General features: G+C 65.6%; 22 protein-coding genes and 1 tRNA gene. 12 read left to right on the top strand and 11 right to left on the bottom strand.

The features are described from left to right. Positions 1–50 precede the first annotated feature (50 nt). The gene (locus BES08_RS13530; RefSeq protein WP_069708608.1) at positions 51–1,541 is read left to right on the top strand and encodes a PQQ-dependent sugar dehydrogenase; all 1,491 of its coding nucleotides are present in this window, start codon (positions 51–53) and stop codon (positions 1,539–1,541) included. 123 nt (positions 1,542–1,664) lie between these two features. On the opposite strand, the gene BES08_RS13525 is transcribed toward BES08_RS13530, so the two are convergent. Then, a complete protein-coding gene (locus BES08_RS13525) occupies positions 1,665–2,504 on the bottom strand; it encodes a DUF815 domain-containing protein (RefSeq protein ID WP_069709260.1) in 840 nt (279 codons plus the stop codon). 49 nt (positions 2,505–2,553) lie between these two features. Here BES08_RS13525 and BES08_RS13520 point away from each other — a divergent pair, with 49 nt between their 5' ends. Beyond that, the gene (locus tag BES08_RS13520; RefSeq protein WP_069708607.1) at positions 2,554–3,501 is read left to right on the top strand and encodes an L-threonylcarbamoyladenylate synthase; all 948 of its coding nucleotides are present in this window, start codon (positions 2,554–2,556) and stop codon (positions 3,499–3,501) included. Between the two features lie 62 nt (positions 3,502–3,563). Here BES08_RS13520 and BES08_RS13515 read toward each other — a convergent pair whose 3' ends face one another. Genes BES08_RS13515 through BES08_RS13505 form a run of 3 tightly spaced genes read right to left on the bottom strand, consistent with a single transcriptional unit; the run spans position 3,564 to position 5,233 of the window. Next, the gene (locus BES08_RS13515; protein WP_008832542.1) at positions 3,564–4,274 is read right to left on the bottom strand and encodes a GIN domain-containing protein; all 711 of its coding nucleotides are present in this window, start codon (positions 4,272–4,274) and stop codon (positions 3,564–3,566) included. A gap of 22 nt (positions 4,275–4,296) precedes the next feature. Further along, complete coding sequence (locus tag BES08_RS13510; RefSeq protein ID WP_008832543.1) at positions 4,297–4,863, bottom strand: DUF1700 domain-containing protein; 567 nt, start codon at positions 4,861–4,863, stop codon at positions 4,297–4,299. Next, positions 4,853–5,233 (bottom strand): PadR family transcriptional regulator, encoded by a 381-nt coding sequence (locus BES08_RS13505; RefSeq protein ID WP_036525668.1) that lies wholly within the window; start codon positions 5,231–5,233, stop codon positions 4,853–4,855. The genes BES08_RS13510 and BES08_RS13505 overlap by 11 nt, the downstream gene beginning before the upstream one ends. Before the next feature lie 178 nt (positions 5,234–5,411). Between BES08_RS13505 and BES08_RS13500 the strand changes: the two genes are divergently transcribed. Next, complete coding sequence (locus BES08_RS13500) at positions 5,412–5,645, top strand: ribbon-helix-helix domain-containing protein (protein WP_069708606.1); 234 nt, start codon at positions 5,412–5,414, stop codon at positions 5,643–5,645. A gap of 3 nt (positions 5,646–5,648) precedes the next feature. Here the strand turns inward: BES08_RS13500 and BES08_RS13495 are convergent, their stop codons facing one another. The 3 genes from BES08_RS13495 to murA all read right to left on the bottom strand — a co-directional run bounded on the left by BES08_RS13495 (position 5,649) and on the right by murA (position 7,877). Continuing rightward, the gene (locus BES08_RS13495; protein WP_069709259.1) at positions 5,649–6,143 is read right to left on the bottom strand and encodes a metallophosphoesterase family protein; all 495 of its coding nucleotides are present in this window, start codon (positions 6,141–6,143) and stop codon (positions 5,649–5,651) included. 184 nt (positions 6,144–6,327) lie between these two features. Further along, positions 6,328–6,576, bottom strand: a complete 249-nt coding sequence (locus BES08_RS13490; protein WP_338043841.1) for a hypothetical protein — start codon at positions 6,574–6,576, stop codon at positions 6,328–6,330. A gap of 17 nt (positions 6,577–6,593) precedes the next feature. Beyond that, positions 6,594–7,877: a UDP-N-acetylglucosamine 1-carboxyvinyltransferase gene (gene murA, locus BES08_RS13485; protein WP_008832548.1), complete on the bottom strand. Its 1,284-nt coding sequence runs from the start codon at positions 7,875–7,877 to the stop codon at positions 6,594–6,596. A 157-nt stretch (positions 7,878–8,034) separates the two neighbouring features. Here murA and BES08_RS13480 point away from each other — a divergent pair, with 157 nt between their 5' ends. Next, complete coding sequence (locus BES08_RS13480) at positions 8,035–8,916, top strand: UTP--glucose-1-phosphate uridylyltransferase (RefSeq protein WP_008829118.1); 882 nt, start codon at positions 8,035–8,037, stop codon at positions 8,914–8,916. A 176-nt stretch (positions 8,917–9,092) separates the two neighbouring features. On the opposite strand, the gene BES08_RS13475 is transcribed toward BES08_RS13480, so the two are convergent. From BES08_RS13475 to BES08_RS13460, 4 genes are all read right to left on the bottom strand, one after another. Further along, positions 9,093–9,770 (bottom strand): lytic transglycosylase domain-containing protein, encoded by a 678-nt coding sequence (locus tag BES08_RS13475; protein ID WP_069708605.1) that lies wholly within the window; start codon positions 9,768–9,770, stop codon positions 9,093–9,095. 85 nt (positions 9,771–9,855) lie between these two features. Then, on the bottom strand, positions 9,856–10,986 hold the full coding sequence (locus BES08_RS13470; protein WP_069708604.1) for a phytase: 1,131 nt from the start codon (positions 10,984–10,986) through the stop codon (positions 9,856–9,858). Next, the gene (locus BES08_RS13465; RefSeq protein WP_036525674.1) at positions 10,986–13,793 is read right to left on the bottom strand and encodes a TonB-dependent receptor; all 2,808 of its coding nucleotides are present in this window, start codon (positions 13,791–13,793) and stop codon (positions 10,986–10,988) included. The genes BES08_RS13470 and BES08_RS13465 overlap by 1 nt, the downstream gene beginning before the upstream one ends. Before the next feature lie 201 nt (positions 13,794–13,994). Then, positions 13,995–14,069, bottom strand: a tRNA-Thr gene (locus BES08_RS13460). 129 nt (positions 14,070–14,198) lie between these two features. Here BES08_RS13460 and BES08_RS33625 point away from each other — a divergent pair. The 8 genes from BES08_RS33625 (at position 14,199) to lspA (ending at position 21,873) form a co-directional block, all read left to right on the top strand. Next, a complete protein-coding gene (locus tag BES08_RS33625) occupies positions 14,199–14,375 on the top strand; it encodes a hypothetical protein (RefSeq protein WP_197524380.1) in 177 nt (58 codons plus the stop codon). A 48-nt stretch (positions 14,376–14,423) separates the two neighbouring features. Further along, positions 14,424–15,110: a 2,3-diphosphoglycerate-dependent phosphoglycerate mutase gene (gene gpmA, locus BES08_RS13455; protein WP_008830758.1), complete on the top strand. Its 687-nt coding sequence runs from the start codon at positions 14,424–14,426 to the stop codon at positions 15,108–15,110. Between the two features lie 27 nt (positions 15,111–15,137). Beyond that, on the top strand, positions 15,138–15,593 hold the full coding sequence (gene purE, locus BES08_RS13450) for a 5-(carboxyamino)imidazole ribonucleotide mutase (RefSeq protein WP_083274675.1): 456 nt from the start codon (positions 15,138–15,140) through the stop codon (positions 15,591–15,593). Positions 15,594–15,723: 130 nt separating this feature from the next. Then, positions 15,724–16,782, top strand: coding sequence for a 5-(carboxyamino)imidazole ribonucleotide synthase (locus tag BES08_RS13445; protein ID WP_069708602.1), 1,059 nt, complete (start codon positions 15,724–15,726; stop codon positions 16,780–16,782). Further along, positions 16,782–17,267, top strand: coding sequence for a dihydrofolate reductase (locus BES08_RS13440; protein WP_069708601.1), 486 nt, complete (start codon positions 16,782–16,784; stop codon positions 17,265–17,267). The genes BES08_RS13445 and BES08_RS13440 overlap by 1 nt, the downstream gene beginning before the upstream one ends. Before the next feature lie 11 nt (positions 17,268–17,278). Next, positions 17,279–18,211: a bifunctional riboflavin kinase/FAD synthetase gene (locus BES08_RS13435; RefSeq protein WP_197524379.1), complete on the top strand. Its 933-nt coding sequence runs from the start codon at positions 17,279–17,281 to the stop codon at positions 18,209–18,211. Positions 18,212–18,376: 165 nt separating this feature from the next. Next, the gene (locus tag BES08_RS13430) at positions 18,377–21,358 is read left to right on the top strand and encodes an isoleucine--tRNA ligase (RefSeq protein WP_069708600.1); all 2,982 of its coding nucleotides are present in this window, start codon (positions 18,377–18,379) and stop codon (positions 21,356–21,358) included. Next, positions 21,355–21,873: a signal peptidase II gene (gene lspA, locus BES08_RS13425; RefSeq protein ID WP_051586831.1), complete on the top strand. Its 519-nt coding sequence runs from the start codon at positions 21,355–21,357 to the stop codon at positions 21,871–21,873. The genes BES08_RS13430 and lspA overlap by 4 nt, the downstream gene beginning before the upstream one ends. Positions 21,874–21,878: the final 5 nt, after the last annotated feature.

Raw genomic sequence — 21,878 nt, 5'->3', positions numbered from 1 at the left:
AGCGCAAGTCTTTGTTGTCGGCCAGCCGGTGCGGCTCTATCTCTTTGCGCATGAATCCGATCGTCAAGAAGACCGCCATCGCCTCCGCCGTGATCGTCCTGGCTGCCGCCGGGTTCGTGTACTGGGGCCTGAACTCCAACACCTCGGAGCTGCCGAGCGATGCGACGGCAGGCAAGAACCCGCAGCTGGTCGAACCCAAGGCGCAGTGGATACCCAGCATCAAGCTCGCCAAGCCGGTGGGCTGGGCTGCGGGCGAGGCACCCAAGGCGGCTCAGGGACTGACGGTTGCTCGCTTCGCGGAAGGGCTCGATCATCCGCGCACCATGCTCACGCTGCCCAACGGCGACGTGCTGGTGTCGGAGACGAATGCTCCGGCCGGGAACAAGCCGGGTGGGATCACCGGCTTCGTCATGGGCCTGATGTTCAACCGCGTCGGCGCCGGGGAGGCTTCGCCCGATCGCATCGTGCTGCTGCGTGACGCCGACGGCGACGGCAAGGCCGAACTGAAGACGACGCTGCGCAGCGAGGACATGCACTCGCCCTCGGGCCTCGCCTACCGCGACGGCAAGCTCTACGTGGCGAACCACGACAAGGTGCTGGAATTCGCCTTCACGCCCGGCCAGACCAAGCTGGAGGGCCGGCCGCTGCGCACGATGATCGACCTGCCGCCCGCCGGTAACCACTGGATGCGCAACCTGCTCCTGAGCGAGGACGGCAAGCATCTCTACGTCGCGGTCGGCTCTGCCAGCAACGTTGCCGAAAACGGCATGGAGGAAGAGACCGGGCGCGCGATGATCTGGGAGGTCGACGTTCAAACCGCCCGCCGCCGCCAGTTCGCGGTCGGCATGCGCAATCCCAATGGTCTGGGCTGGAACCCCTCGACCGGCGAGATGTGGGCGACGGTGCAGGAGCGCGACATGCTTGGCCCGGATCTCGTGCCGGACTACCTCACCAATGTGCCGGTCGGCGCGCAGTACGGTTGGCCGTGGGTCTACTGGAAGGACACTTTCGACGAACGCGTCCAGTGGCCGATGCAGACTTACATGATCGAATATACCCGCAAGCCCGAATATGCGCTCGGCGCTCATGTCTCGGCGCTGGGGCTGACGTTCGCTAATGGCGGCAATCGCATGGGCAAGGGCTATGAGAACGGCGTCTTCATCGCCCGCCATGGGTCTTGGAATCGCCGTCCCTCGGCGGGCTACGACGTGGTGTTCATTCCCTTCGATGCCAACGGCAACCCGAAGGACGTGAAGCCGCAGCCGGTGCTGACCGGGTTCCTCAAGGACAACGGCGATACCGACGGCCGTCCCACCTGGGTCACGTGGGACAAGGGCGGCGCGCTGCTCGTCAGCGATGACACGGCGGGGATCGTCTGGCGCGTGGTGTCGCCGGGGGCGCAGCCCTCACCGGCGATCAAGCCCGTCGTCACCGAGCATATGAAGCCGCGTGAGGACATCAAGGACCCGACTTCTCCGGAAGAGGCGGCGAAGTTGATGGGTGGATTCCGGAAGGAAGACGATCGGCTGTTGCCGCAGTAATTAGAAGAGGAAGTTCTGGGGCCATCGCCCCAGACCCCCATACCGTCGTCGTCGTGCGTGCAGCTACGGTGATGCGCGCACAGCGACGACGGTAATGGGGTGCAGGGGTATTAACCCCTGCTTTTATATTGTCTTCCCTGCTCGTCCTGCCAATTCATTGACGTACTGCCAGGCCACGCGTCCAGACCGCGCCCCACGCCGCCGCGACCATTCCAGCGCGTCCGACGGCTCCCACTCCAGTCCAAACTCGCCTGCATAGCCACCGATGATGGCGAGGTAGGAATCTTGGTCGCAGTTGTGGAAGCCGATCGAGAGGCCGAAGCGATCGGCCAGAGCCAGCTTTTCGTCCACCGCGTCACGGGCGTTGATGGGATCGTCCTGCTCCGACATCGAGCGGCCGACGATGGCGCGGCGGTTCGACGTGACGGCGAGGCGCACGTTCGCGGGCCGTGCCTCGACGCCGCCTTCCAGCCACGAGCGCAGGATGCGCGGCCCGGCGCCGTCGCCTTCCTCGAAACCGAGATCGTCGATGAAGACGAGGAAGCTGCGGTCGACCTTGCCGAGTGCGGCGAAGAGGTCGGTCACGCCGGAGAGCGCTTCTTGCGCCACCTGCACCAGCGCGATGCGCCCCGGATGCGCCGTGTCGGCGGAGCGGACGGCCGCGCGCAGCAGGGCCGACTTGCCCATCCCGCGCGAGCCCCAGAGCAGCATGTCATGCGCGGCGTGTCCGGCGGCAAGGCGCTCGACGTTGGTGACCACACGGTCCTTCTGCGTGTCGATACCGCGCAGCAGGGGCAGGGCAGGGGCGTCGAGTTGCGTGACCGATCGCGCGGCGCTGCCCGTCCATACGTAGGCGGGATGCGCGAGCCAGTCGGTCGCGGTCGGGGCGGGTGGCACGAGGCGTTCCAGCGCTTCGGCGATGCGGGTGAGAACCTGGGTATGCTCCGCGGGCTGGGTCGTCATCTTTTGCATGTCCTTGGCATTCGTCGCCGTGGGGCTATAGCGACGGGGTATGGAGCACGCCAGCCAGCCCGAGATGCTTGAAGCCTGTCCCGCCGGGATCGAAGCCGCCGCGCGTCTGTTACGGGAAGGGCGCCTTGTCGCGGTGCCGACGGAGACGGTCTATGGCCTTTCGGCAAGAGCGGACCGGGACGAGTCCGTAGCGGCGATCTACCGAGCCAAGGGGCGGCCGAGTTTCAATCCGCTGATCGTCCACGTGGAACATCTCGTTTCGGCGCAGGTGCTGGCCGAGTTCGACGATCGCGCGCTGTCATTGGCTGAGGCGTTCTGGCCGGGTGCCTTGACCATAGTTCTGCCATTGCGAAAGGGCGCGCCGATTGCCGCTGCGGTCACCGCCGGGCTCCCCACGATCGCGCTGCGCTGTCCGGCGCACCCGGTGATGCGGGCGGTCATTGCGGCGACGGGCCTGCCGATCGCGGCGCCCTCGGCCAATCGCAGCGGCGGGGTCAGCCCGACCGAGGCAGGGCATGTCGTCGCCTCGCTCGGGGCGAATGTCGATGCGGTGGTCGATGGCGGCGCCTGTGAGGCAGGGCTGGAATCCACGATCGTCGCATTGCGGGACGGGGGGCGCTGGCAGGTCCTGCGTCCCGGCCCCATCGCCGAGGATCGCATTGCCGCTGTACTCGGCGGCGCGAGCGAGCCGGTGACCTCGCAGGCCATCGAGGCGCCGGGGCAACTCGCCAGCCATTACGCGCCGGGCAAGCCGGTGCGGCTCGATGCGATCGAGGCAGAGGCTGACGAATTTCACATCGGTTTCGGCGCAGTGGCGGGGGAGGTAACCCTGTCGGCGAGCGGAGATCTGATCGAGGCGGCCTCGCGGCTCTATGCGCTGCTCCATGCCGGAGCGGCCGCAGCGCAGCCGCGCATCGCCGTAGCCCCGATCCCGGAGGGCGACATAGGCGCTGCCATAAACGACCGCCTGCGCCGGGCTGCAGCCTGATACGACAAGGCCCGCACCGTCACTGACGATGCGGGCCTCGTATGTTCCACGTGGAACGTTTCTCAGTAATCGTGGTCGATATCGCCGATGCCGTTCATCCGGCTGCGCAGCGTCTCGGGCTTGCGGACGAGGGTGACGTTGCCCGCGCCGTTGATCTCCACATCCACCACGCCGGTGGCGCCAATCGTTACGTCGCCCACGCCGTTGATCCGGATCGTGGCGTCGCGGCCCTGCACCTTGCCGAGGTCGATGTTGCCCGCACCGTCGGAGGTCACGAACGTCCGGGCGACCTTGCCCGATGCATCGAGGTCGATGGCGCCGCGAGCGTTGATGCGCAGGCTCTCCTGGTCGAGACCGTGGAGGTCTACGTCGCCCGGTGCGTCGAGGTCCAGCCCGGCGATCTCGGGAGCGGTGATCCGCACCTTGAGGCCACGATGGATCCGGGCACTGCCGTTAAGCGAGAGGCGGCCGTTTGCCCAGACCAGCCGGTCGACCACGCTGGCGGGGCCTTCGACGGTCATCTCGGCCTTGTCACCACGCGTGAACTCAAGGTCCACCGGCACTTCCATGGCGAGCTGGCTACCCGACTGGATGGCGAACACGCGGGACTTGCGCGGTCCCTGGTCGTGGTGATCGTCGCCGCCGTCGAAGTACCAACCCTTCGTCTCGAATTCCTGTTTCATTTTCTCGCCGCCGAAAGTCCAGGCGAGGGCGAAGGCGGCGATCGACAGGATCAGGCCGCTGGCGAATACGATGAGCAGTTTCCTGAGCATCACTTGGTCCTCCTTGTCGTCGTCAGTCTTCGGGATGGATGGCGGGTTCGAGAACGCGGTAGTGCAGGCGGCCGAACCACATGAGGGCGTTGACCACGCCGATGCCCACGATGGTGAGCAGGGCGCCGATGCCGACCGCAGCACTCATGGTGCCGAGGCCCAGCAGGATCGCGATCAGCGGGCCGCCGGGGAAGCCGGAGAAAGGCCCGGCAATCAGCATGAAGCCGCCGCCGACGAAGGCCGCCAGCACCGCCACGAACAGGCCGAAGACCACGCCCAGAACCGGCAGCACGATCGGCAGCAGGATCAGGATGTCGATCGTGGCGAGGCCCATGAAGGCAAGGATCGCGCCCCAGGCGGACGACGGCGTGCGATCACTCTTCCAGTTGCGGAAGCCGGTTTCGAAGCGCAGTTCGCGGGCAAGGCGGCTCGGGTTGCCGAGGGCCGTCGCAACCTCCTCTTCGCTGCGGCCCTCGGCAAGGCCGGCTTCGAAGTGCTCTTCGTAGTCGGCGACGATGTCGTCGATGGCGTCCTGCGGCATGCCCTTGAGGCCCGCCTTCAGGCGCTTGATGAATTCGTTACGCATCATGGCTGGGCTCTCCTTCCTGAATCGGGCCTTCTTGTACGGCAGTCGGCTCGGCGGCATCGTCGAGCAACGTGTCGACGGCCTTGGTGAAGCCGCGCCATTCGGCGATCTGCTCGGCAAGGCGCGAGCGGCCGGTTTCGGTGAGGCTGTAGTACTTGCGGGGCGGGCCGGACGGCGATTCCTCAAGGTAGGTCTTCACCAGGCCTTCGGACTGCATGCGGCGCATCAGCGGGTAGATCGTGCCTTCGCCCATATCGACCGCGTCGGCCATGCGGCTCGCGATCTCGTAGGCGTAGCTGTCCCCCCGCGAGAGCAGCGCCAGGACACAGAGCCCCAGCACCCCTTTCTTCAATTGGATTTCGATTTCGGACATCGAATCATCTCCTGCGGATGCCCATCGTATATAACCAGCTACTGTGTATTGCAAGATACCTTGCTTAGAAAAGTACAGGTCTAGGCAAGATACCTTGCTATCAATAGGTATCGATCAATGGACTTCGGCTGATTTCCGGGGTTTTCGGCGAGGAGGAGGGCAGCTAGGTTGCGGCGCGATGACCACGCCTTACCATCCTCCGGTCAAACGTTCGGTGGAGATCGCCGGGCACAAGACCTCGATCAGCCTCGAGCCGGTGTTCTGGGACCTGCTCAAGCGCGCCGCCGCGCAGGAGGGGTTGCCGGTGAACGCGCTCGTCGCGCGGATCGATGCGGAGCGACTGGAGGCCGAGACGCCGCCGGGGCTGGCCGGGGCGGTCAGGGTCTGGCTGGCGACTTCGGTTCTGGGCTAGCCTTCAGGCGGCGCGGCTGAGCCTCGGTTCGGCGGGCTTGCGCATCAGCATGTCGAGGCTGACCGGCCCCCATCCAAGTCCGTGCGCGGCCACGCAGTTGTGACCGGGGCGGCTCCACGCGTACCGGGTATGGCCGTGGAGTACGAGCGCATCGTCTTCCAGCGCCTTCGCAGGGTCGTTGATGAGGGTCAGAGTTCCATGGGCCGTATCGAGGCGCTGCATGTCGCAGACGCTGGCGTAGCGGCCCGTTGCGAGACAATTCCACGCTTGCGGGTCATTCGGTCCACGCACAAGGTGCTTGATGCCGGGAAGGCTGCCGAGATGGACGGGGTTTCCGACATTGCCGAGAATCCAGACGGTGTCGTCGTCGGCCACGCGGGCGCGCCAGACCTCGCAGATGCGGCGGGTCATCTCGGCGCTATCGGGAAAGCCGTAGGGAATCGCGTGAAGGGCGCTCTCGCCGTTGAAGTTCAGGTCCGCGACAAAGTGGATCGCCATCATCTTCTTCCCGTCCCGGAGGCGGCCATCCCGGCGCTCCGACAAGGGTTTCAACGGGTTAGGTAAACAATTCGTTCCAGCCAGGATGCGGGGAATCAGCCAGGCCGCGGGAATTTGCGACGGATGGCAAAAGGGCGGGGAAGCCTTTGCTTCTCCCGCCCTTTCTAGCGACCGCGACTGGAGATCAGTATGTCGATGGAGGATCGCTCGCCGGGAAGCTCTCGTCGATCGCTTCGTCGGTCTTGTCCCAGCTCTTGGGCGGGGTGTTCATGTGCTCCGGACCGGAATCGCGCACGCCGCCTGCGAACTCGGCTTCCTGCTTCTTCTCGGTCGCGTATTTGTAGAGGGCGTAGCCGACCGCTCCGGCGGCCGCCAACTTGATGAGGCCCATGTTCGTCTCTCCTCTCGGCAGTTCGAGAGGCAAACGCGCCATGGGCCTTCGGAGTTTCCTCAGTCGCCGCCGACGCGTTCGATCTGCGCGCCGACCAGTGCCAGCTTCTCCTCAAGGCGCTCGTAGCCGCGGTCGAGGTGGTAGAGGCGGTGCACCTGCGTCTGGCCCTTTGCGGCGAGACCGGCGATCACGAGGCTCATCGAGGCGCGCAGGTCGGTCGCCATGACGTCGGCACCGGTGAGGCCCTGTACGCCGTGGACGATCGCGGTGCGACCCTTGGTCTCGATCCGCGCGCCCATGCGGTTGAGTTCGGGAACGTGCATGTAGCGGTTCTCGAAGATGGTCTCGGTGAGCACGCTGGAGCCTTCGGCCATGCACAGCAGGGCCATCAGCTGGGCCTGCATGTCGGTGGCGAAACCGGGGTAGGGGGCGGTGGAGATCGTGACGGGCCTCAGCTTGCCGTCCGAGGCGACATGGAGGCCGTCGGCCTTGGGCTCGACGTGGACGCCTGCATCGCGCAGCGCCTGCACGGTGGCTTCCATGTCCTCGATCTTCGCGCCTTTGAGCAGCACTTCACCGCCGGTGATGGCGGCGGCGCAGGCGTAGGAGCCGGCCTCGATGCGGTCGGGCATGACCATGTAGGTCGCGCCGTGGAGGCGGTCGACGCCGTGGATGGTGAGGTCGCTCGTGCCGATACCCTCGATCTGCGCGCCCATCGCGACGAGCAGGTTGCACAGATCGACGATCTCGGGCTCGCGCGCGGCATTGTGCAGGGTGGACTTGCCCTTGCACAGCACGGCGGTCATCAGCGCGTTCTCGGTGGCGCCGACGGAAACGACAGGGAACGAGTAGCGCCCGCCCGGCAGGCCGCCGTCAGGGGCGATGGCGCGCACGTAACCGGCGGCCAGTTCGATCGTCGCGCCCAGCGCTTCCATGACCTTGAGGTGCAGGTCGATCGGGCGGTTGCCGATGGCGCAGCCCCCGGGCAGCGACACGGTCGCCTCGCCCATGCGCGCCAGCATCGGTCCAAGGACGAGGATCGAGGCGCGCATCTTGCGCACGAGGTCGTAAGGCGCGACCGAACTGGTGATACGCGTGCCCTGAAGGGTCATCACGCGGCCGAAGTCTTCCGGACGGCTGCCCGCGATCGCGGTGGAGACGCCGAACTGGTTCATCAGGTGCTGGAAACCGTCGATATCCGCCAGACGCGGCAGGTTGCGCAGCGTCAGCGGTTCTTCGGTCAGCAGCGCGCAGGGCAGCAGCGTGAGCGCGGCGTTCTTGGCGCCGGAAACGGGAATGGTGCCGGAAAGGCGCTTGCCGCCCTCGATGATGATCTTGTCCATCACCGTCCTTTAGCGCCAAACGCGCGTGCTTCAACGGGATCGGATGCAATTTCGCGGCGGATTAAGGGTTCGGTAAGATTAACATGGGGTTGTTGCGCTAAGACTATTTCCGGGCTTTAAACGCAACCGCAACATGAGCGAGGCATTATCCAGACCCATGAGTGACTCGAACTTCCGCAAGCCGGTCCGAAAAGCCGTCTTTCCCGTCGCCGGTCTCGGCACCCGTTTCCTGCCCGCCACCAAGGCGATCCCCAAGGAACTTCTTCCGGTCGTCGATCGGCCTCTGATCCAATACGCCGTCGATGAGGCGCGCGAAGCCGGAATCGAGGAATTCGTCTTCGTGACGGGCCGTGGCAAGACCGCGATCGTCGAACATTTCGATACTGCTTACGAACTCGAAGCGACGATGACCGGGCGCGGCAAGTCGCTCGACCCGCTTGAGCCGACCCGCATCCAGCCCGGCAACCTCGTCACTGTGCGTCAGCAGGTGCCGCTGGGCCTCGGTCACGCGGTATGGTGCGCCCGCGCCGTCGTGGGGGATGAGCCTTTCGCGATCTTCCTGCCCGACGAACTGATGTACGGCACGCCCGGCTGCATGGCGCAGATGATCGAGGCCTATAACGAAGTGGGCGGCAACCTCGTCTCGGTGCTCGAAGTGCCGCATGAGGAAGTGTCGAGCTACGGCGTGATCGCGCCCGGCGAGAGCCGGGGCAACCTCACCGAGGTCAAGGGTCTGGTCGAGAAGCCCAAGGTGGACGAGGCGCCTTCGAACAAGATCGTCTCGGGCCGCTATATCCTCCAGCCTGAAGTGATGGGTCTGCTTGAAACGCAGGGGAAGGGCGCGGGTGGCGAGATTCAGCTGACCGATTCGATGGCCAAGCTGATCGGCCAGCAGCCGTTTCATGCGGTGACCTTCAACGGCCGCCGTTTCGACTGCGGTTCGAAGGTCGGCTTCGTGGAAGCGACGCTGGCGATCGCGCTCGATCGTCCCGACATGCGCGACGATGTGCGCGCGATCGCGAAGAAGCTGCTGGGCTGATCAGACAAGCCGAATGGTGATGAAAAAAGCGCGCTGCTGTAAGGCGGCGCGCTTTTTCGTGCGCAATCGGCAGGGCGTGCTGGACCCTTCGACAAGCTCAGCCTGAGCGGGGTATGGGGTAAACCTCCCAATCCCGCTCAGGCTGAGCTTGTCGAAGCCCTCCGGGGCACAGAACTTTACTGCCGGACTGGATCCGTCAGCCGCGCCATGATCGAGGCTACGTAGGCCCGGGTCTCGCGGATATTGGGAATGCCCCCGGCCTTGAGCACGCGGGCGGGACCGGCGTTGTAGGCCGCCAGCGCCTTTTCCAGATCGCCGCCGAAGGCATCGAGCTGCATGCGCAAGTAGCGCGCGCCGCCCTCTAGGTTGGCCATGGGATCGGCGGGATCGACGCCCATCTGCGCGGCGGTGCCGGGCATCAGCTGGGCCAGCCCACGCGCACCGACGGGTGAGAGCGCCAGTTCGTTCCAGCGGCTTTCCTGCCAGACCACCGCTTCCAGCAGAGTCGGGCTGATGTCGTACTTGGCGGCTAGCTGGGCGACGCGCTCACGCCAGCGGGTCGGGCCTGCCGCGTCGAGTGCTTCGGTGATCGATTGCGGGTGCAGGCGGGAATCGACCTCCATTGGGGCCGATTCCACCTGCTCGGGGGCGCGAGCGACGGTGCTGCCGATGAAGCCCACGCCGGACGAGGGATCGACTTGCGCGAGGTCGGATGCGGCGGGGAGGGTAGCCGGGCCTCCGGCGACCCATTCGGCCCCCGCATTGCCGATCTGCAAGACGTCCGCGCAGGCCATGCCGGGCAGTAATGCACAGGAAACGGCGACGAGCACGCCGAATGCCTCGATCCGCTTCATCGATTCGTATCCCTCACCATCGCCGCCGTCCTACCGCATCCGCGAGATTGAGTCACACGCGGATGCGGCGCCGCGGTAGAGCAGGTTACCGGATGCCCAGCGCGGTGCGGATCGAGCGCCACGACAACAGCTTGAAGTTCTGCGCCTCGGGGGCGTTGTCGCCGTCCTGCGCCATGAACAGCCCTTCGGGATACTGCGGTCCGAAGTCGCCGAGCACGACTTCGATGCCGTCGGTATCGCTGGTTCCGCCCAGCGTGCCGCCATTGATGCGGAAGCGGCCTGCGGGCTTGCCGGAGGCGAGGTCGAACAGCGCATAGGCGTTGTCGCCCTGGCTGGAGGCGACGAGCCAGGCGCGGCCTTCGGCGTTGCGGGCGATGGCAAGGCCCTCGATGTCGTCGACCAGACCGTCCGTCTCACCCACGCGGGCGTAGGAACTGGCGGTCAGGGTGGGGGTGCCAAGCGGCACCTTCCAGATCGCCACGTCCTCCTCGGCTACGTAGAGCGTCTTCGTCACGTCATCGACGACGCAGCCCTCGGACTGGGTCGCGAACTTGACGTCGCGCAAGTGCTCGGCCGCGATCTTGCCGGCCTTCTCGACGAGGCGGCTCTCGGCGACCGTACCGTCCTTGAGCACGACGTAGGCGCGGGCGAGTTCGCCCGCCGCGAGCGGAGCACCCATGCAGAAGCCGTAGGCCTCCGCCGGGGCATGGCCGGCGGGCAGGAACGTCCCGGAGCCGAGCACCGAGAGCTTGCCGGTCGCGCCGTCGAGGCCGAACAGGGCGATGCGCGGTTCGGCGCGGTCGGTACGATCGCTGGCGCCGACGAGGATGCGGGTGGAGCCGTCCGCCATGCGCACTTCGCGCAGGTCCGCGTTGTTGAGCGCACCGGCGGGCGAGAAGTCCTTCACCGTGCCGTCGAGGGCGTAGACGTAGAGCCCGGCCTTCTTGTCGGTGCCCAGGATCAGGCTGGCGGCGGGATTCGCCGCATTGCGCCAGATCGCCGGGTCGTCCGCCGCATCGGCATTGCCGGTGCCTACGGGCGCGGTCTCGCCTTCTGCCGGGATATCGGTGGCGGGATAGTGGGGACGTGGGGCCTCGGGGGCAGCGGTGCCGGGGGCGATGGTCGTCGTCGCGCAGGCGGAAAGCAGGAGGGCCGGGAGCAAAGCTCCCGACCCCAGCTTCACGACATCGGCGATGCTCGTGAGGTTGCGCTTCATCAGAACGACATCCTTGCGCCGAACTTCACGGTCGAGCCGTACTCCTCGTACTGGAGGAGACGCTGCGCGCCCGCGTAATTCTGGTAGGCGTAGTACTTGGCGTTGTTCACGTTGACCCAGTCGGCGAAGAGGCGGATGTTCTCGGTGACCTTGTACTTGGCCGAGAGGTCCAACTGGAAGTGCTGGTTGACGATGCGGTCCTGATCCACGGCGTCGCCCACCTCGTCGAGGTACTTGTCGCGGAAGGTCCCGGCGGCACGCAGACTGATCGGACCCTTCTCGTAGCCCAGAACGACGTTGAAGGTGTTCTTCGACGACTTGGGCAGGTTGATTCGGCGCGCGATCTGGTCACCCTCGTCGTTCTCGTAGAACACCGAGCCGCGGGCATAGGTATAGGTGTAGTTCACCTGCGTGAGCAGACCGTCGAACGGCGCCGGCAGCATCGAGAAGACCTGACTGTAGCCAAGCTCGATCCCGGCGATCTCGGCCTTGTCGCCGTTCACCGCCTGCTGGACTTCGGTGTACTCGACGCCGTTGAAGGTGCCGCTGGCGGTCGAGGTCTGGTCGTAGATGTAGTCCTTGACCGACTTGTAGAAGGCCCCGAACGTCAGCGCACCGTTGTTGGCGAAGTAGTATTCGAAGCCCGCGTCGAAGTTCCAGGACTGGTAAGGCTTGAGCGCGGGGTTGCCGAATGTGCCCTCGCCGTCCTCGTTGATGGTATAGCTCGGCGCCATGTCGCCAAGGTTCGGGCGCACGACCGTCTTGTAGCCGGCGAAGCGCGCGACAAGGTTCTGCTGCGGGCTGTAGCGCACCGTCAGGCTGGGCAGCCAGTTGGTGTAGTTGCGCTTGTAGGTAACCGGCGAGACGGCGATGACGGCGTCGCCGTCGTCGTTCTCCGAAACCGCGACGAGGTTGCCGCTCATGTCATTGTGGGTACGCTCCACGCGCACGCCACCGATCACGCGCAGCGTCGCAGAGTCCCACCGGCCGAGCAGGTAGGCGGCGGTGACGTCTTCCTTGACCTTGTAGTCGCTGGTCGAGCTGTCGATCAGGCTGTCGTCTTCGTTCAGTTCGAAGCCGGCGCTGTTGGCGAGGTAGAAGTCGGCCGAACCGCTCTTGTTGGCGACTGGACCCATGTTCAGCAGCCGGTAGGTCTGCTTGCCCAGCACGTCGGCGAGGGTGAAGTCGCCGTCGTAGTCGTCGAAACGGCTCATGTTGAAGTTGTAGGACTTCGTGCGCCAGCGTGCCTTGGCGCCGCCCTGGATGGTGAAGTCGCCGTTGTCGCCCGCGAACGTGCGTGCGAGGTCGGCCTTGGCGGCCCATTCCTCGTCCTGGCTGTCCGAGAGGGTGGTCAGTTCGAGGCGGTCGAACTTGTAGTCGCTCGCGGTGTCGATGCCGCTTGAGGTGTAGGTCGGGAAGTACCGGCCAGAGTTGTCGACGGAGACGGCGGCGCCCGAATTGTTCTCGAACTCGCCGGTGAAGCGCATCGGGTCGAGCGAGAAGGTCTCCTTCTCCGTCGATTTGGCGTAGCTGGCCTGCCAGTTGAACTTCCAGGTTCCGGTGTCTGTATCGCTGCCGATCGATACGGTACGGATACGCTGGCGCTCGAAGCGGTCCTTGAGGTCGCGTTCGACGGTCAGTTTGTCGCCGTCGTCGAGGTCCGCGGTGTCGAAGCTGACCGTCGAGCCCGAGGCCGTTGCAAGATCGCCGAAGTCGCCGAAATCGAAGGTCGTGCGGCGGCGGTATTCATGGTCGTCGAATTGCGACCAGTTGCCGCGCACGTAGGCCTTGGTCGTGTCCGAGACGCGCCAGTCGAACGAAAGTGCCGCGTTGATGCGGGTGCGCTCCACGTCGTAGTCGCGGTATTCGAGGGTTTCGCCGTAGACCGCGCCGTCGTCGTTCTCGGTCCAGTCGGCCATCTCGACGTTGTCGGTCTCGAACTTGCGCTTGTAGTAGCTGACCGATCCGGCGACGCCGAAGTCCTCGCCCAGCTTCTGGGTGAAGTCGAACGAACCCTTCGGGGTCACCTTGCCCGAGTAGTCGTTCCAGCTGCCCTCGGCACTGACGTTGTAGCGGTTCTTCTTCGAATCGAAGGCGCTGGTCGTGTTGATCTGGATCGAGGCACCGACGAAGTCGCCGTCCATGTCGGGCGTGAAGCTCTTCTTGACCTCGATCGATTCGATCGTGTCGGCCGAGATCACGTCGAGCGCGACCTGGCGCACGTCGGATTCGGGTGCGGGGACGCGCACGCCGTTGAGCGAGGTCGAGTTGAGGTTAGGGTCGAGGCCGCGCACGGCCACAAAGCGCCCTTCGCCCTGGTCGTTGAGGATGTTGACGCCCGGCAAGCGACGCAGCGATTCCGCCACGTTCTGGTCGGGAAACTGGCCGACCGCGTCGCGCGTCAGGACTGATTCAACACCGTCAGCGGCCTTCTGGCGTGACAGGGCGCTGGTGAGGTTCGCGGTCTGCCCGGTGACGAGAATGTCGCCACCGCCGATCGCGGGGAGGTCGAAGCTGCCGTCGATCCGGCCCGTGGCGGGCACCGAGACGCTCTTGGTGATCACTTCCGCGCCGACGTAGCGTGCTTCGAGCGTGTAGGTGCCTGCGGGCACGTCACCGAAGACATAAGAACCGGCGCGATCGGTCTCGACCTGGCGGTTGAGTTCCACGATGCGAACGGTGGCCGACTGCAGCGCGCGGGTGCCGGTGGCGTCGTTGACGTGGCCGGCGACTTCACCCGCGTGAGCGATGGTGGCGAACGATGCCGAGGCAAGCAGCCCGGCAACGAGCTGAAGCGAACGATTCATGGTGCGGAATATTCCCTGTTACGGAGTCTAGTGTCCTGGGGACGTGCACCTAGGGTTGCTTCATGACAGTTGCGTGAGATTGGAAAGACACAACGATGACAGTTGCTGTACCGCAACAAAACGTAACAGTCGGCGCGCGGCGCAACGCGAAAACGCGGCGTCAGGTCATCGGATCATGTCAGGGGAAAAAGAGAGGGGGAATGGTGCTGCTAGGGAGGATTGAACTCCCGACCTCGTCATTACCAATGACGCGCTCTACCACTGAGCTACAGCAGCACATATTCCAGGCCCGGGTAACCGGGGCGTCTGTCTGCCGGGCCAGAAGCCCCCGAGACAGGGGGGCGCTATTGTCCGCGCGGCGTTCGATTGTCAAGCGCCTCTTGTGCTTTCTTTTTCGGAGCGGCAATGCAGCGGGCGATGAACGCGCCGCAATCGCCTCGAAAACCCACGAAGGAAGAGCGTCTCGCCGCCAAGCTGCGCGAGAACCTGCGTCGCCGCAAGGCGCAGGCTCGTGCCGTATCGGCGCTTGGCGAATCGCCCGACAGCAAACCGCCACTGGCCAAATCGCCACCGGAAAGCTAGGGGCTGCGGCAAGACCGCGTCGGTCCTTGACAGTATAGGGAGCCTACATTGCCTCGCCTGATCCTGCTTCGCCACGGCCAGAGCCAGTGGAACCTTGAAAACCGCTTCACCGGCTGGTGGGACGTCGACGTCACCGAAAAGGGCGAGGCCGAGGCCCGCGCTGCCGGTGCGCTGCTCAAGGACAAGGGCCTGCTGCCCGACGTCGCCTTCACCTCGCTGCAGACCCGCGCGATCAAGACGCTGCATTTCGCGCTCGAAGCCGCCGGTATCCTGTGGATCCCCGAAACCAAGGACTGGCGCCTGAACGAGCGTCACTACGGCGGCCTCACCGGCCTCGACAAGGCTGAGACCGCCGCCAAGCACGGCGAGGATCAGGTCAAGATCTGGCGCCGCAGCTTCGACATTCCGCCCCCCGTCATGGACAAGGGCAGCGAGTTCGACCTCTCGGCCGAACCGCGCTACGCGGGCATCGACACGCCGATGACCGAGAGCCTTAAGGACACCATCGCCCGCGTCCTGCCCTATTACGAAGGCTCGATCGTGCCGCACCTCCATGCCGGTTCGACCGTGCTGGTCGCCGCGCACGGCAATTCGCTGCGCGCGCTGGAAAAGCACCTCTCGGGCATCTCCGACGAAGAGATCACCGGTCTGGAGATCCCGACCGGCCAGCCGATCGTCTACGAGTTGGACAACGATCTCAAGGTGCTCGACCGCTACTACCTCTCGGAGCGCTGATCCGTGACTGCACCAGTTGCAATCGTCATGGGCAGCCAGTCCGACTGGCCGACCATGATCAAGGCCGCCGAGATGCTCGACAAGCTGGGCGTCGCTTATGACGCCCGCATCGTCTCGGCGCACCGCACGCCCGAGCGGCTGGTGGACTTCGCGCATGGCGCGGACGGCGAAGGCTTCAAGGTGATCGTCGCCGGGGCAGGGGGCGCTGCCCACCTGCCCGGCATGATTGCCGCGATGACGCATCTTCCGGTGCTCGGCGTGCCGGTGCAGAGCAAGGCGCTGTCGGGACAGGACAGCCTGCTCTCGATCGTGCAGATGCCTGCGGGTATCCCCGTCGGCACGCTGGCGATCGGCGAGGCGGGCGCGGCCAATGCCGGTTTGCTGGCGGCGGCGATCCTGGCCACCTCGGACGAGGCGCTGGCGGGACGCCTCAAGGACTTCCGTGCGGCGCAGACCGCGAGTGTGGCGGAAAAGCCGGTCTGATGTTTCCCGCTCGGCTGAGGTGCTTCGACACGCTCAGCACGAGCGGGGTTGGGTTTTAGAATTTCAGCACTAAGTCCGCTCACCCTGAGCTTGTCGAAGGGCACCGGCACAAGGCAGGCGTAAAGGCGTAATGATCTCTCCCGGCGAAACCATCGGCATTCTTGGCGGCGGCCAGCTCGGGCGGATGATCGCCATGGCGGCGGCGCAGCTGGGCTATCGCTGCCACGTCTACGCGCCCGAGGCGGACTCGATCGCCGCCGACGTTTGCGCCGCCTTCACTTGCGCCGCATGGGACGATGCCGAGGCCATGGCGAAGTTTGCCGCCGACTGCGCGGTGGTGACGTACGAGTTCGAGAACGTCCCCGTTGGCCCGCTCGCGGCGCTGGGCGACACGCCGCTGCTCGCCCACGCCCGCGCTCTCGAAACCGCGCAGGACCGCCTGAACGAAAAGCGCTTCGTCACTGACCTCGGCGGCACCCCCGCCCCCTTCGCCCCGGTGGATAGCGCGGAGGATCTTGCGCAGGCCATCGCCGCGATCGGCGCGCCGGGCATCCTGAAGACCCGCCGCGACGGCTACGACGGCAAGGGCCAGTGGCGGATCATGACGCCCGCGGACGCTGCCGCGCTGGACCTGCCTGCGACGCCGCTGATCTACGAGGGCTTCGTCACCTTCTTTGCCGAATTCTCGGTGATCCTGTGCCGCGGCGCGGACGGCGAGGTGCGCTTCTTCGACAGCGCCCACAACGTCCATGAAGGCGGCATCCTGGCGCTCAGCACCGTGCCCGCGCCCGCCGACCTGCTGGAGCAGGTGCCCGCCGCGCGCGAACTCGCGACGAAGGTTGCCGATGCGCTGGACTATGTCGGCGTGCTGACGCTGGAATTCTTCGCCACGAAGGACGGCCCCGTCTTCAACGAGATGGCCCCGCGCGTCCACAACTCGGGCCACTGGACTATCGAGGGCTCGGTCACCAGCCAGTTCGAGAACCACGTCCGCGCGATCTGCGGGCTGCCGCTGGGCGACACCGGCCTTGCCGCCAAGGGCGTGGAAATGCGCAACCTCATCGGCGACGAGGCGCACGACTGGCCGACCATCCTCGCCGACCCGGCCAACCACCTGCACCTCTACGGCAAGGCCGCCGCCCGTCCGGGGCGCAAGATGGGCCATGTGACGCGGCTGATCCTGAGCTGATGGCGCAGGAGGTCTTCCTCATCTACGCCCGCGCCGAAAACGGCGTGATCGGCCGCGACGGCGCGCTGCCCTGGCGGCTCCCGGCGGACCTCAAGCGGTTCAAGGCGCTGACCATGGGCAAGCCGATGGTGATGGGCCGCAAGACCTTCGACAGCTTTCCCGCGCCACTGCCCGGTCGCCGTCACATCGTGCTGACCCGCGACACCGGCTGGAGCGCGGAAGGCGCCGAAGTCGCGCATTCGGTGGACGAGGCGTTGGCGCTTGCCGGAGAAGGCGAAGTCGCGGTGATCGGCGGGGCCGAGATCAATGCTCTCTTCCTCCCGCTCGCCGCCCGGATCGAGCTGACCGAGATCGCGGGCGATTACGAGGGCGATACCGTAATGCCCGAAGTCGGCCCCGAGTGGGTTGAAATTGCGCGCGACGCCCATGCGGCGGACGGTGCCCGACCGGCACATGCTTTCGTGACTCTCACACGCGCCCTATAGCCGAGACGCCCATGATTCGCCTCGACAACCGCCAACCCGTTCCCGAATCCCTGCGCGGTGCCGTGCTGGCGCTGGGTAACTTCGACGGGTTCCACCAGGGCCACCAGGCGGTGGTGGGAGAGGCGATCGGCTGGGCGAAGGCGCAGGGCCGCCCGGCCATCGTCGCCACCTTCGACCCGCACCCCGTCCGCCACTTCAAGCCTGATGCCGAGCCCTTCCGTCTGACGACTCTGGAGCAGCGGCAGGAACTGTTCGCGGCCGCCGGCGCGGATGCGATGCTGGTGCTGCACTTCGATTCGGCGATGGCGGCGATGCCCGCCGTGCAGTGGATCGAGGAGATGCTGGTGCGTCACATGGGCGCGGTCGGCGTCGTCACCGGCGAGGATTTCACGTTCGGCCGCGCCAAGGGTGGCAATCCGCAATTGCTGCGAGAGGTCGGCGCGGCGCACGGGCTTGAAGGCCGTACCGTCGGCCCGGTCAGCGACGCGGGCGGCACCGTCTCGTCGAGCCGCATCCGCGAGGCGCTCAAGTCCGGCGACTGCCAACTGGCCGCACGCCTGCTGACGCGGCCGTTCTCGATCCGGGGCCGGGTGCAGCATGGCGACAAGCTGGGCCGCACCATCGGCTTTCCCACCGCCAACCTCGACATGGCGAACTACCTGCGCCCGCTTTACGGCATCTATGCGGTGACCGGGCGCATGCCGGACGGCCGCGTGGTCCACGGTGCGGCGAACATCGGCATCCGCCCGACGTTCGACCCGCCCAAGGAACTGCTGGAGCCGCACTTCTTCGACTTCGCAGGTGACCTCTACGGACAGGAGATCGAGGTGGCGTTCCACCATTTCCTGCGGCCCGAGGCGAAGTTCGATTCGCTCGACGCGCTGATCGAGCAGATGGACCGGGACTGCGTGAAGGCGCGCGAATTGCTGGCGGGGCTATCCTGACGTCGTCCCGGACTTGATCCGGGACCGCTGGCGGTCTTTAGGCGAGCGTTGTCGCGCAGGGTGCCGCGCCCGTGAGGTCGGCTGTTCATGGCCAGAGGTCCCGGATCAAGTCCGGGACGACGCCTACTTCCAACGATCGCGCATTTGTTCTAGTGCCCCGCGATCATGACCGAACAGCGCGACTATCGTAGCACCGTCTTCCTGCCGAAGACCGATTTCCCGATGAAGGCCGGACTCCCCCAGAAGGAGCCAGGCATTCTTACGCGCTGGCAGTCGGAAAAGATTTACGAGAAGACCCGTGACGCCCGCCGCGGCCGCGACAAGTTCGTGCTGCATGACGGCCCGCCTTATGCCAACGGCGACATGCACATCGGCCACGCGCTGAACCACATCCTCAAGGACATGGTCGTCCGCACCCAGACCCTGCTGGGCAAGGACGCGCCTTACGTTCCCGGCTGGGACTGCCACGGCCTGCCGATCGAGTGGAAGGTCGAGGAAGAGTACCGCAAGAAAAAGAAGAACAAGGACGAGGTTCCGGCGGAGGAATTCCGCGCCGAATGCCGCGCCTATGCCCAGAACTGGGTGAACGTGCAGCGCGAGCAGCTCAAGCGCCTCGGCATCAACGGCGACTGGGACAACCCGTACCTGACGATGGACTTCCAGGCCGAGGCGACCATCGTCGGCGAACTGCTCAAGTTCGCCGAGAACGGCATGCTCTATCGCGGCGCCAAGCCGGTGATGTGGTCGCCGGTGGAGAAGACCGCCCTTGCCGAAGCCGAGGTGGAGTACGAGGACATCACCTCGACCCAGATCGACGTGGCGTTCGAGATCGTCGAATCCAAGGTGCCCGAACTGGTCGGCGCCCATGCCGTGATCTGGACGACGACGCCGTGGACGATCCCGGTGAACCAGGCTTTGGCTTACGGGCCGGAGGTTGAGTATCGGCTATTCGCACTGTCGGGGCGCAAATTTCTAATTGCAGCTGATTTGTTTGCATCGGCGATGGTCCGCTGGCAGCTAGGTCAGCGTCCTATCGGCGCTGGTCTCGACGAAGATGGCAACCGTATTGGCGTTGATGGCAATCCAGTTGCGGAACTGCCGGAGTTCTTGGCAACCATCAAAGGCTCCGACCTCGCCGGCACCATCGCCCGTCACCCGATGCACGCGCTCGGCGGGTTCTTCGTCGAACCGCGTCCGCTACTGGCGGGTGATTTCGTCACCACCGAGAGCGGCACCGGCCTCGTCCACATGGCGCCCGACCATGGCGAGGACGACTTCGATCTGTGCAAGGCCAACGGCATCAACCCCAAGTTCGTGGTCGAGGCCGACGGCAAGTACCGCGAGGACTGGCTGTGGCTGGCCGGGCAGGGCTCGGTCATCAATCCGAAGTTCAACGCCCCCGACGGCCCGATCTGCTCTGACCTGCGCGAAGCGGGCGGCCTGCTGGCGGCTTCGGCGGATTACAAGCATTCCTACCCGCACTCGTGGCGTTCCAAGGCCAAGGTGATCTACCGCTGCACCCCGCAGTGGTTCGTGCCGATGGACAAGGCGATGACGCATATCTCGCCCAAGACCCCGGCCGACAAGCGCTGGGAGAACGAGGGCGGGGCGATCGATCCCGCCGAGGAAAACCTGATGGACGCGCCGACGCTTCGTCAGGCGGCGCTGCAGGCCATCGCCGAAACCCGCTTCGTTCCCGACAAGGGCCGCAACCGCATCGGCGCGATGGTCGAGGGGCGCCCCGACTGGGTGCTCTCGCGCCAGCGCGCATGGGGCGTGCCGATCACGCTGTTCGTGCATCGCAAGACCGGCGAATACCTCGTCGATCCCGCCGTCAACGAGCGTATCCGCGCCGCGATCCTGGCGAAGGGAGTCGATGGCTGGTCGGACGAAGCCGCGCAGGACCTGCTCGGCAACGGCTACAACGCCGACGATTACGAGCGTGTCGCCGACATTCTCGACGTCTGGTTCGATTCCGGCTCCACGCACGCTTTCGTTCTGGAATCAGGCCGTTGGCCCGATCTGCTGCGCCCCGAAGGCTATACCGGCCCGAAGGCGGATCTCTATCTCGAAGGCTCCGACCAGCATCGCGGCTGGTTCCAGTCCTCGCTGCTGGAAAGCTGCGCCACGCGCGGCCATGCGCCGTACAAGGCGGTGCTGACCCACGGCTTCACGATGGACGCCAAGGGCATGAAGATGTCCAAGTCGCTGGGCAACACGATCAGCCCGCTCAAGGTCATGGAGACCAACGGCGCCGACATCATCCGTCTCTGGGCGCTCTCGGTGGACTTCACCGAGGACCACCGCATCGGCGACGAAATCCTCAAGGGCGTCGCCGACCAGTACCGCAAGCTGCGCAACACCCTGCGCTACCTGCTGGGCGCACTGGACGGCTTCGACGAGGCGGAGCGCCTTCCCGTGTCGGAGATGCCCGAACTGGAGCGCTACGTGCTTGCGCTGCTGGGCAAACTCGACGCGACGCTGCGCGGGGCGATCGATGCCTTCGACTTCAACACCTACGTCCGCTCGCTGCTCGATTTCTGCAACGAGGACCTCTCGGCGTTCTTCTTCGATATCCGCAAGGACTGCCTCTACTGCGACGCGCCGACGGACCCCAAGCGCCGCGCCTACCGCACGGTGCTGGACACGCTGTTCCACGCGCTGATCCGCTACGCCGCGCCGGTGATCGTGTTCACCGCCGAGGAGACCTGGGGATCGCGCTATCCGGACGGCGACAGCGTTCACCTGCTCGAATGGCCGGAAGTTCCGGCAGTGGATCACGAACCCGGGGACAATCCTGATCTTGACGGTGCTCACGATCTTGAGCGGAAGTGGGATCGCTTGCGAGTTGCTCGAGCCAAGGTGACAGAGCAGATTGAACCGCTACGTCGTGAAAAGGTAATTGGCTCTGGCCTTCAAGCGAAGGTCGAGTTGGGTGATGCCGTGCTACCCGTCGGGGACTTCTCGGAAGCTGATCTCGCCGAGCTGTTCATCACCGGGACAGTCACGCGCGGGCAGGGCGAGGAGGTGACCGTCACCCCCTCCACCGACCACAAGTGCGGCCGCTGCTGGCGGCATCTCCCGGAAGTGACCGAGGACGGCGCGCTGTGCGACCGCTGCGACGACGTCGTGGAGCCGGTGGAATGAACCCCTGGATGAAGCGCGCGATCGGCCTGCTGGTCGCCGTGGTCGTCTATGCGATCGACCAGGGCATCAAGGGCTGGATCACCGAAGGCATCGATCTCGACCGGATCGGGCAGGTCTATGTCCTGCCGTTCTTCAACCTGACGTGGACGCAGAACTTCGGTGTCTCGCTGGGCCTGTTCACTGCGGGTTCGCCCGAGGGCCGCTGGGCGCTGGTCGCCATGACCGGCGCGATCGCGGCCTTCGTGTTCGTCTGGCTGCTGCGCGAGCGCAAGCTGCCGGAGATCGCGGCGCTCGGCATGGTGCTGGGCGGGGCGGCCGGAAACATCCGCGACCGTTTCGGCGTCGGCTATGTCATCGACTATGCCGACCTGCATTTCGGAGCATGGCGGCCCTTCCTGATCTTCAATCTTGCGGACGCCGCCATCACCATCGGCGTCCTGATTATCCTTGCCCGTTCCCTGTTTTCGCGCGACAAGCCCGAGACAGAGGCGCAACCCGCCCCGATTGCAGATTAAACGCG

The sequence above is a fragment of the Novosphingobium resinovorum genome (genome assembly GCF_001742225.1).
Lineage (GTDB): Bacteria > Pseudomonadota > Alphaproteobacteria > Sphingomonadales > Sphingomonadaceae > Novosphingobium > Novosphingobium resinovorum_A.
This window is presented reverse-complemented; position numbering and strand designations above follow the sequence as displayed.

Bases quoted from the DNA above. Each gene is read 5' to 3' on its own strand.
- BES08_RS13525 (WP_069709260.1), bottom strand. From the start codon at position 2,504: ATGACGACCCAGCCCGCGGAGCATACCCAGGTTCTCACCCGCATCGCC.
- BES08_RS13490 (WP_338043841.1), bottom strand. From the start codon at position 6,576: ATGGCGCGTTTGCCTCTCGAACTGCCGAGAGGAGAGACGAACATGGGC.
- BES08_RS13430 (WP_069708600.1), top strand. From the start codon at position 18,377: ATGACCGAACAGCGCGACTATCGTAGCACCGTCTTCCTGCCGAAGACC.
- BES08_RS13470 (WP_069708604.1), bottom strand. From the start codon at position 10,986: ATGAAGCGCAACCTCACGAGCATCGCCGATGTCGTGAAGCTGGGGTCG.
- purE (WP_083274675.1), top strand. From the start codon at position 15,138: ATGGGCAGCCAGTCCGACTGGCCGACCATGATCAAGGCCGCCGAGATG.
- lspA (WP_051586831.1), top strand. From the start codon at position 21,355: ATGAACCCCTGGATGAAGCGCGCGATCGGCCTGCTGGTCGCCGTGGTC.
- BES08_RS13435 (WP_197524379.1), top strand. From the start codon at position 17,279: ATGATTCGCCTCGACAACCGCCAACCCGTTCCCGAATCCCTGCGCGGT.
- murA (WP_008832548.1), bottom strand. From the start codon at position 7,877: ATGGACAAGATCATCATCGAGGGCGGCAAGCGCCTTTCCGGCACCATT.
- BES08_RS13515 (WP_008832542.1), bottom strand. From the start codon at position 4,274: ATGCTCAGGAAACTGCTCATCGTATTCGCCAGCGGCCTGATCCTGTCG.
- BES08_RS13440 (WP_069708601.1), top strand. From the start codon at position 16,782: ATGGCGCAGGAGGTCTTCCTCATCTACGCCCGCGCCGAAAACGGCGTG.
- BES08_RS13480 (WP_008829118.1), top strand. From the start codon at position 8,035: ATGAGTGACTCGAACTTCCGCAAGCCGGTCCGAAAAGCCGTCTTTCCC.
- BES08_RS13530 (WP_069708608.1), top strand. From the start codon at position 51: ATGAATCCGATCGTCAAGAAGACCGCCATCGCCTCCGCCGTGATCGTC.
- BES08_RS13500 (WP_069708606.1), top strand. From the start codon at position 5,412: ATGACCACGCCTTACCATCCTCCGGTCAAACGTTCGGTGGAGATCGCC.
- BES08_RS13445 (WP_069708602.1), top strand. From the start codon at position 15,724: ATGATCTCTCCCGGCGAAACCATCGGCATTCTTGGCGGCGGCCAGCTC.
- BES08_RS13495 (WP_069709259.1), bottom strand. From the start codon at position 6,143: ATGGCGATCCACTTTGTCGCGGACCTGAACTTCAACGGCGAGAGCGCC.
- BES08_RS13465 (WP_036525674.1), bottom strand. From the start codon at position 13,793: ATGAATCGTTCGCTTCAGCTCGTTGCCGGGCTGCTTGCCTCGGCATCG.
- BES08_RS13505 (WP_036525668.1), bottom strand. From the start codon at position 5,233: ATGTCCGAAATCGAAATCCAATTGAAGAAAGGGGTGCTGGGGCTCTGT.
- BES08_RS33625 (WP_197524380.1), top strand. From the start codon at position 14,199: ATGCAGCGGGCGATGAACGCGCCGCAATCGCCTCGAAAACCCACGAAG.
- BES08_RS13475 (WP_069708605.1), bottom strand. From the start codon at position 9,770: ATGAAGCGGATCGAGGCATTCGGCGTGCTCGTCGCCGTTTCCTGTGCA.
- BES08_RS13520 (WP_069708607.1), top strand. From the start codon at position 2,554: ATGGAGCACGCCAGCCAGCCCGAGATGCTTGAAGCCTGTCCCGCCGGG.
- BES08_RS13510 (WP_008832543.1), bottom strand. From the start codon at position 4,863: ATGATGCGTAACGAATTCATCAAGCGCCTGAAGGCGGGCCTCAAGGGC.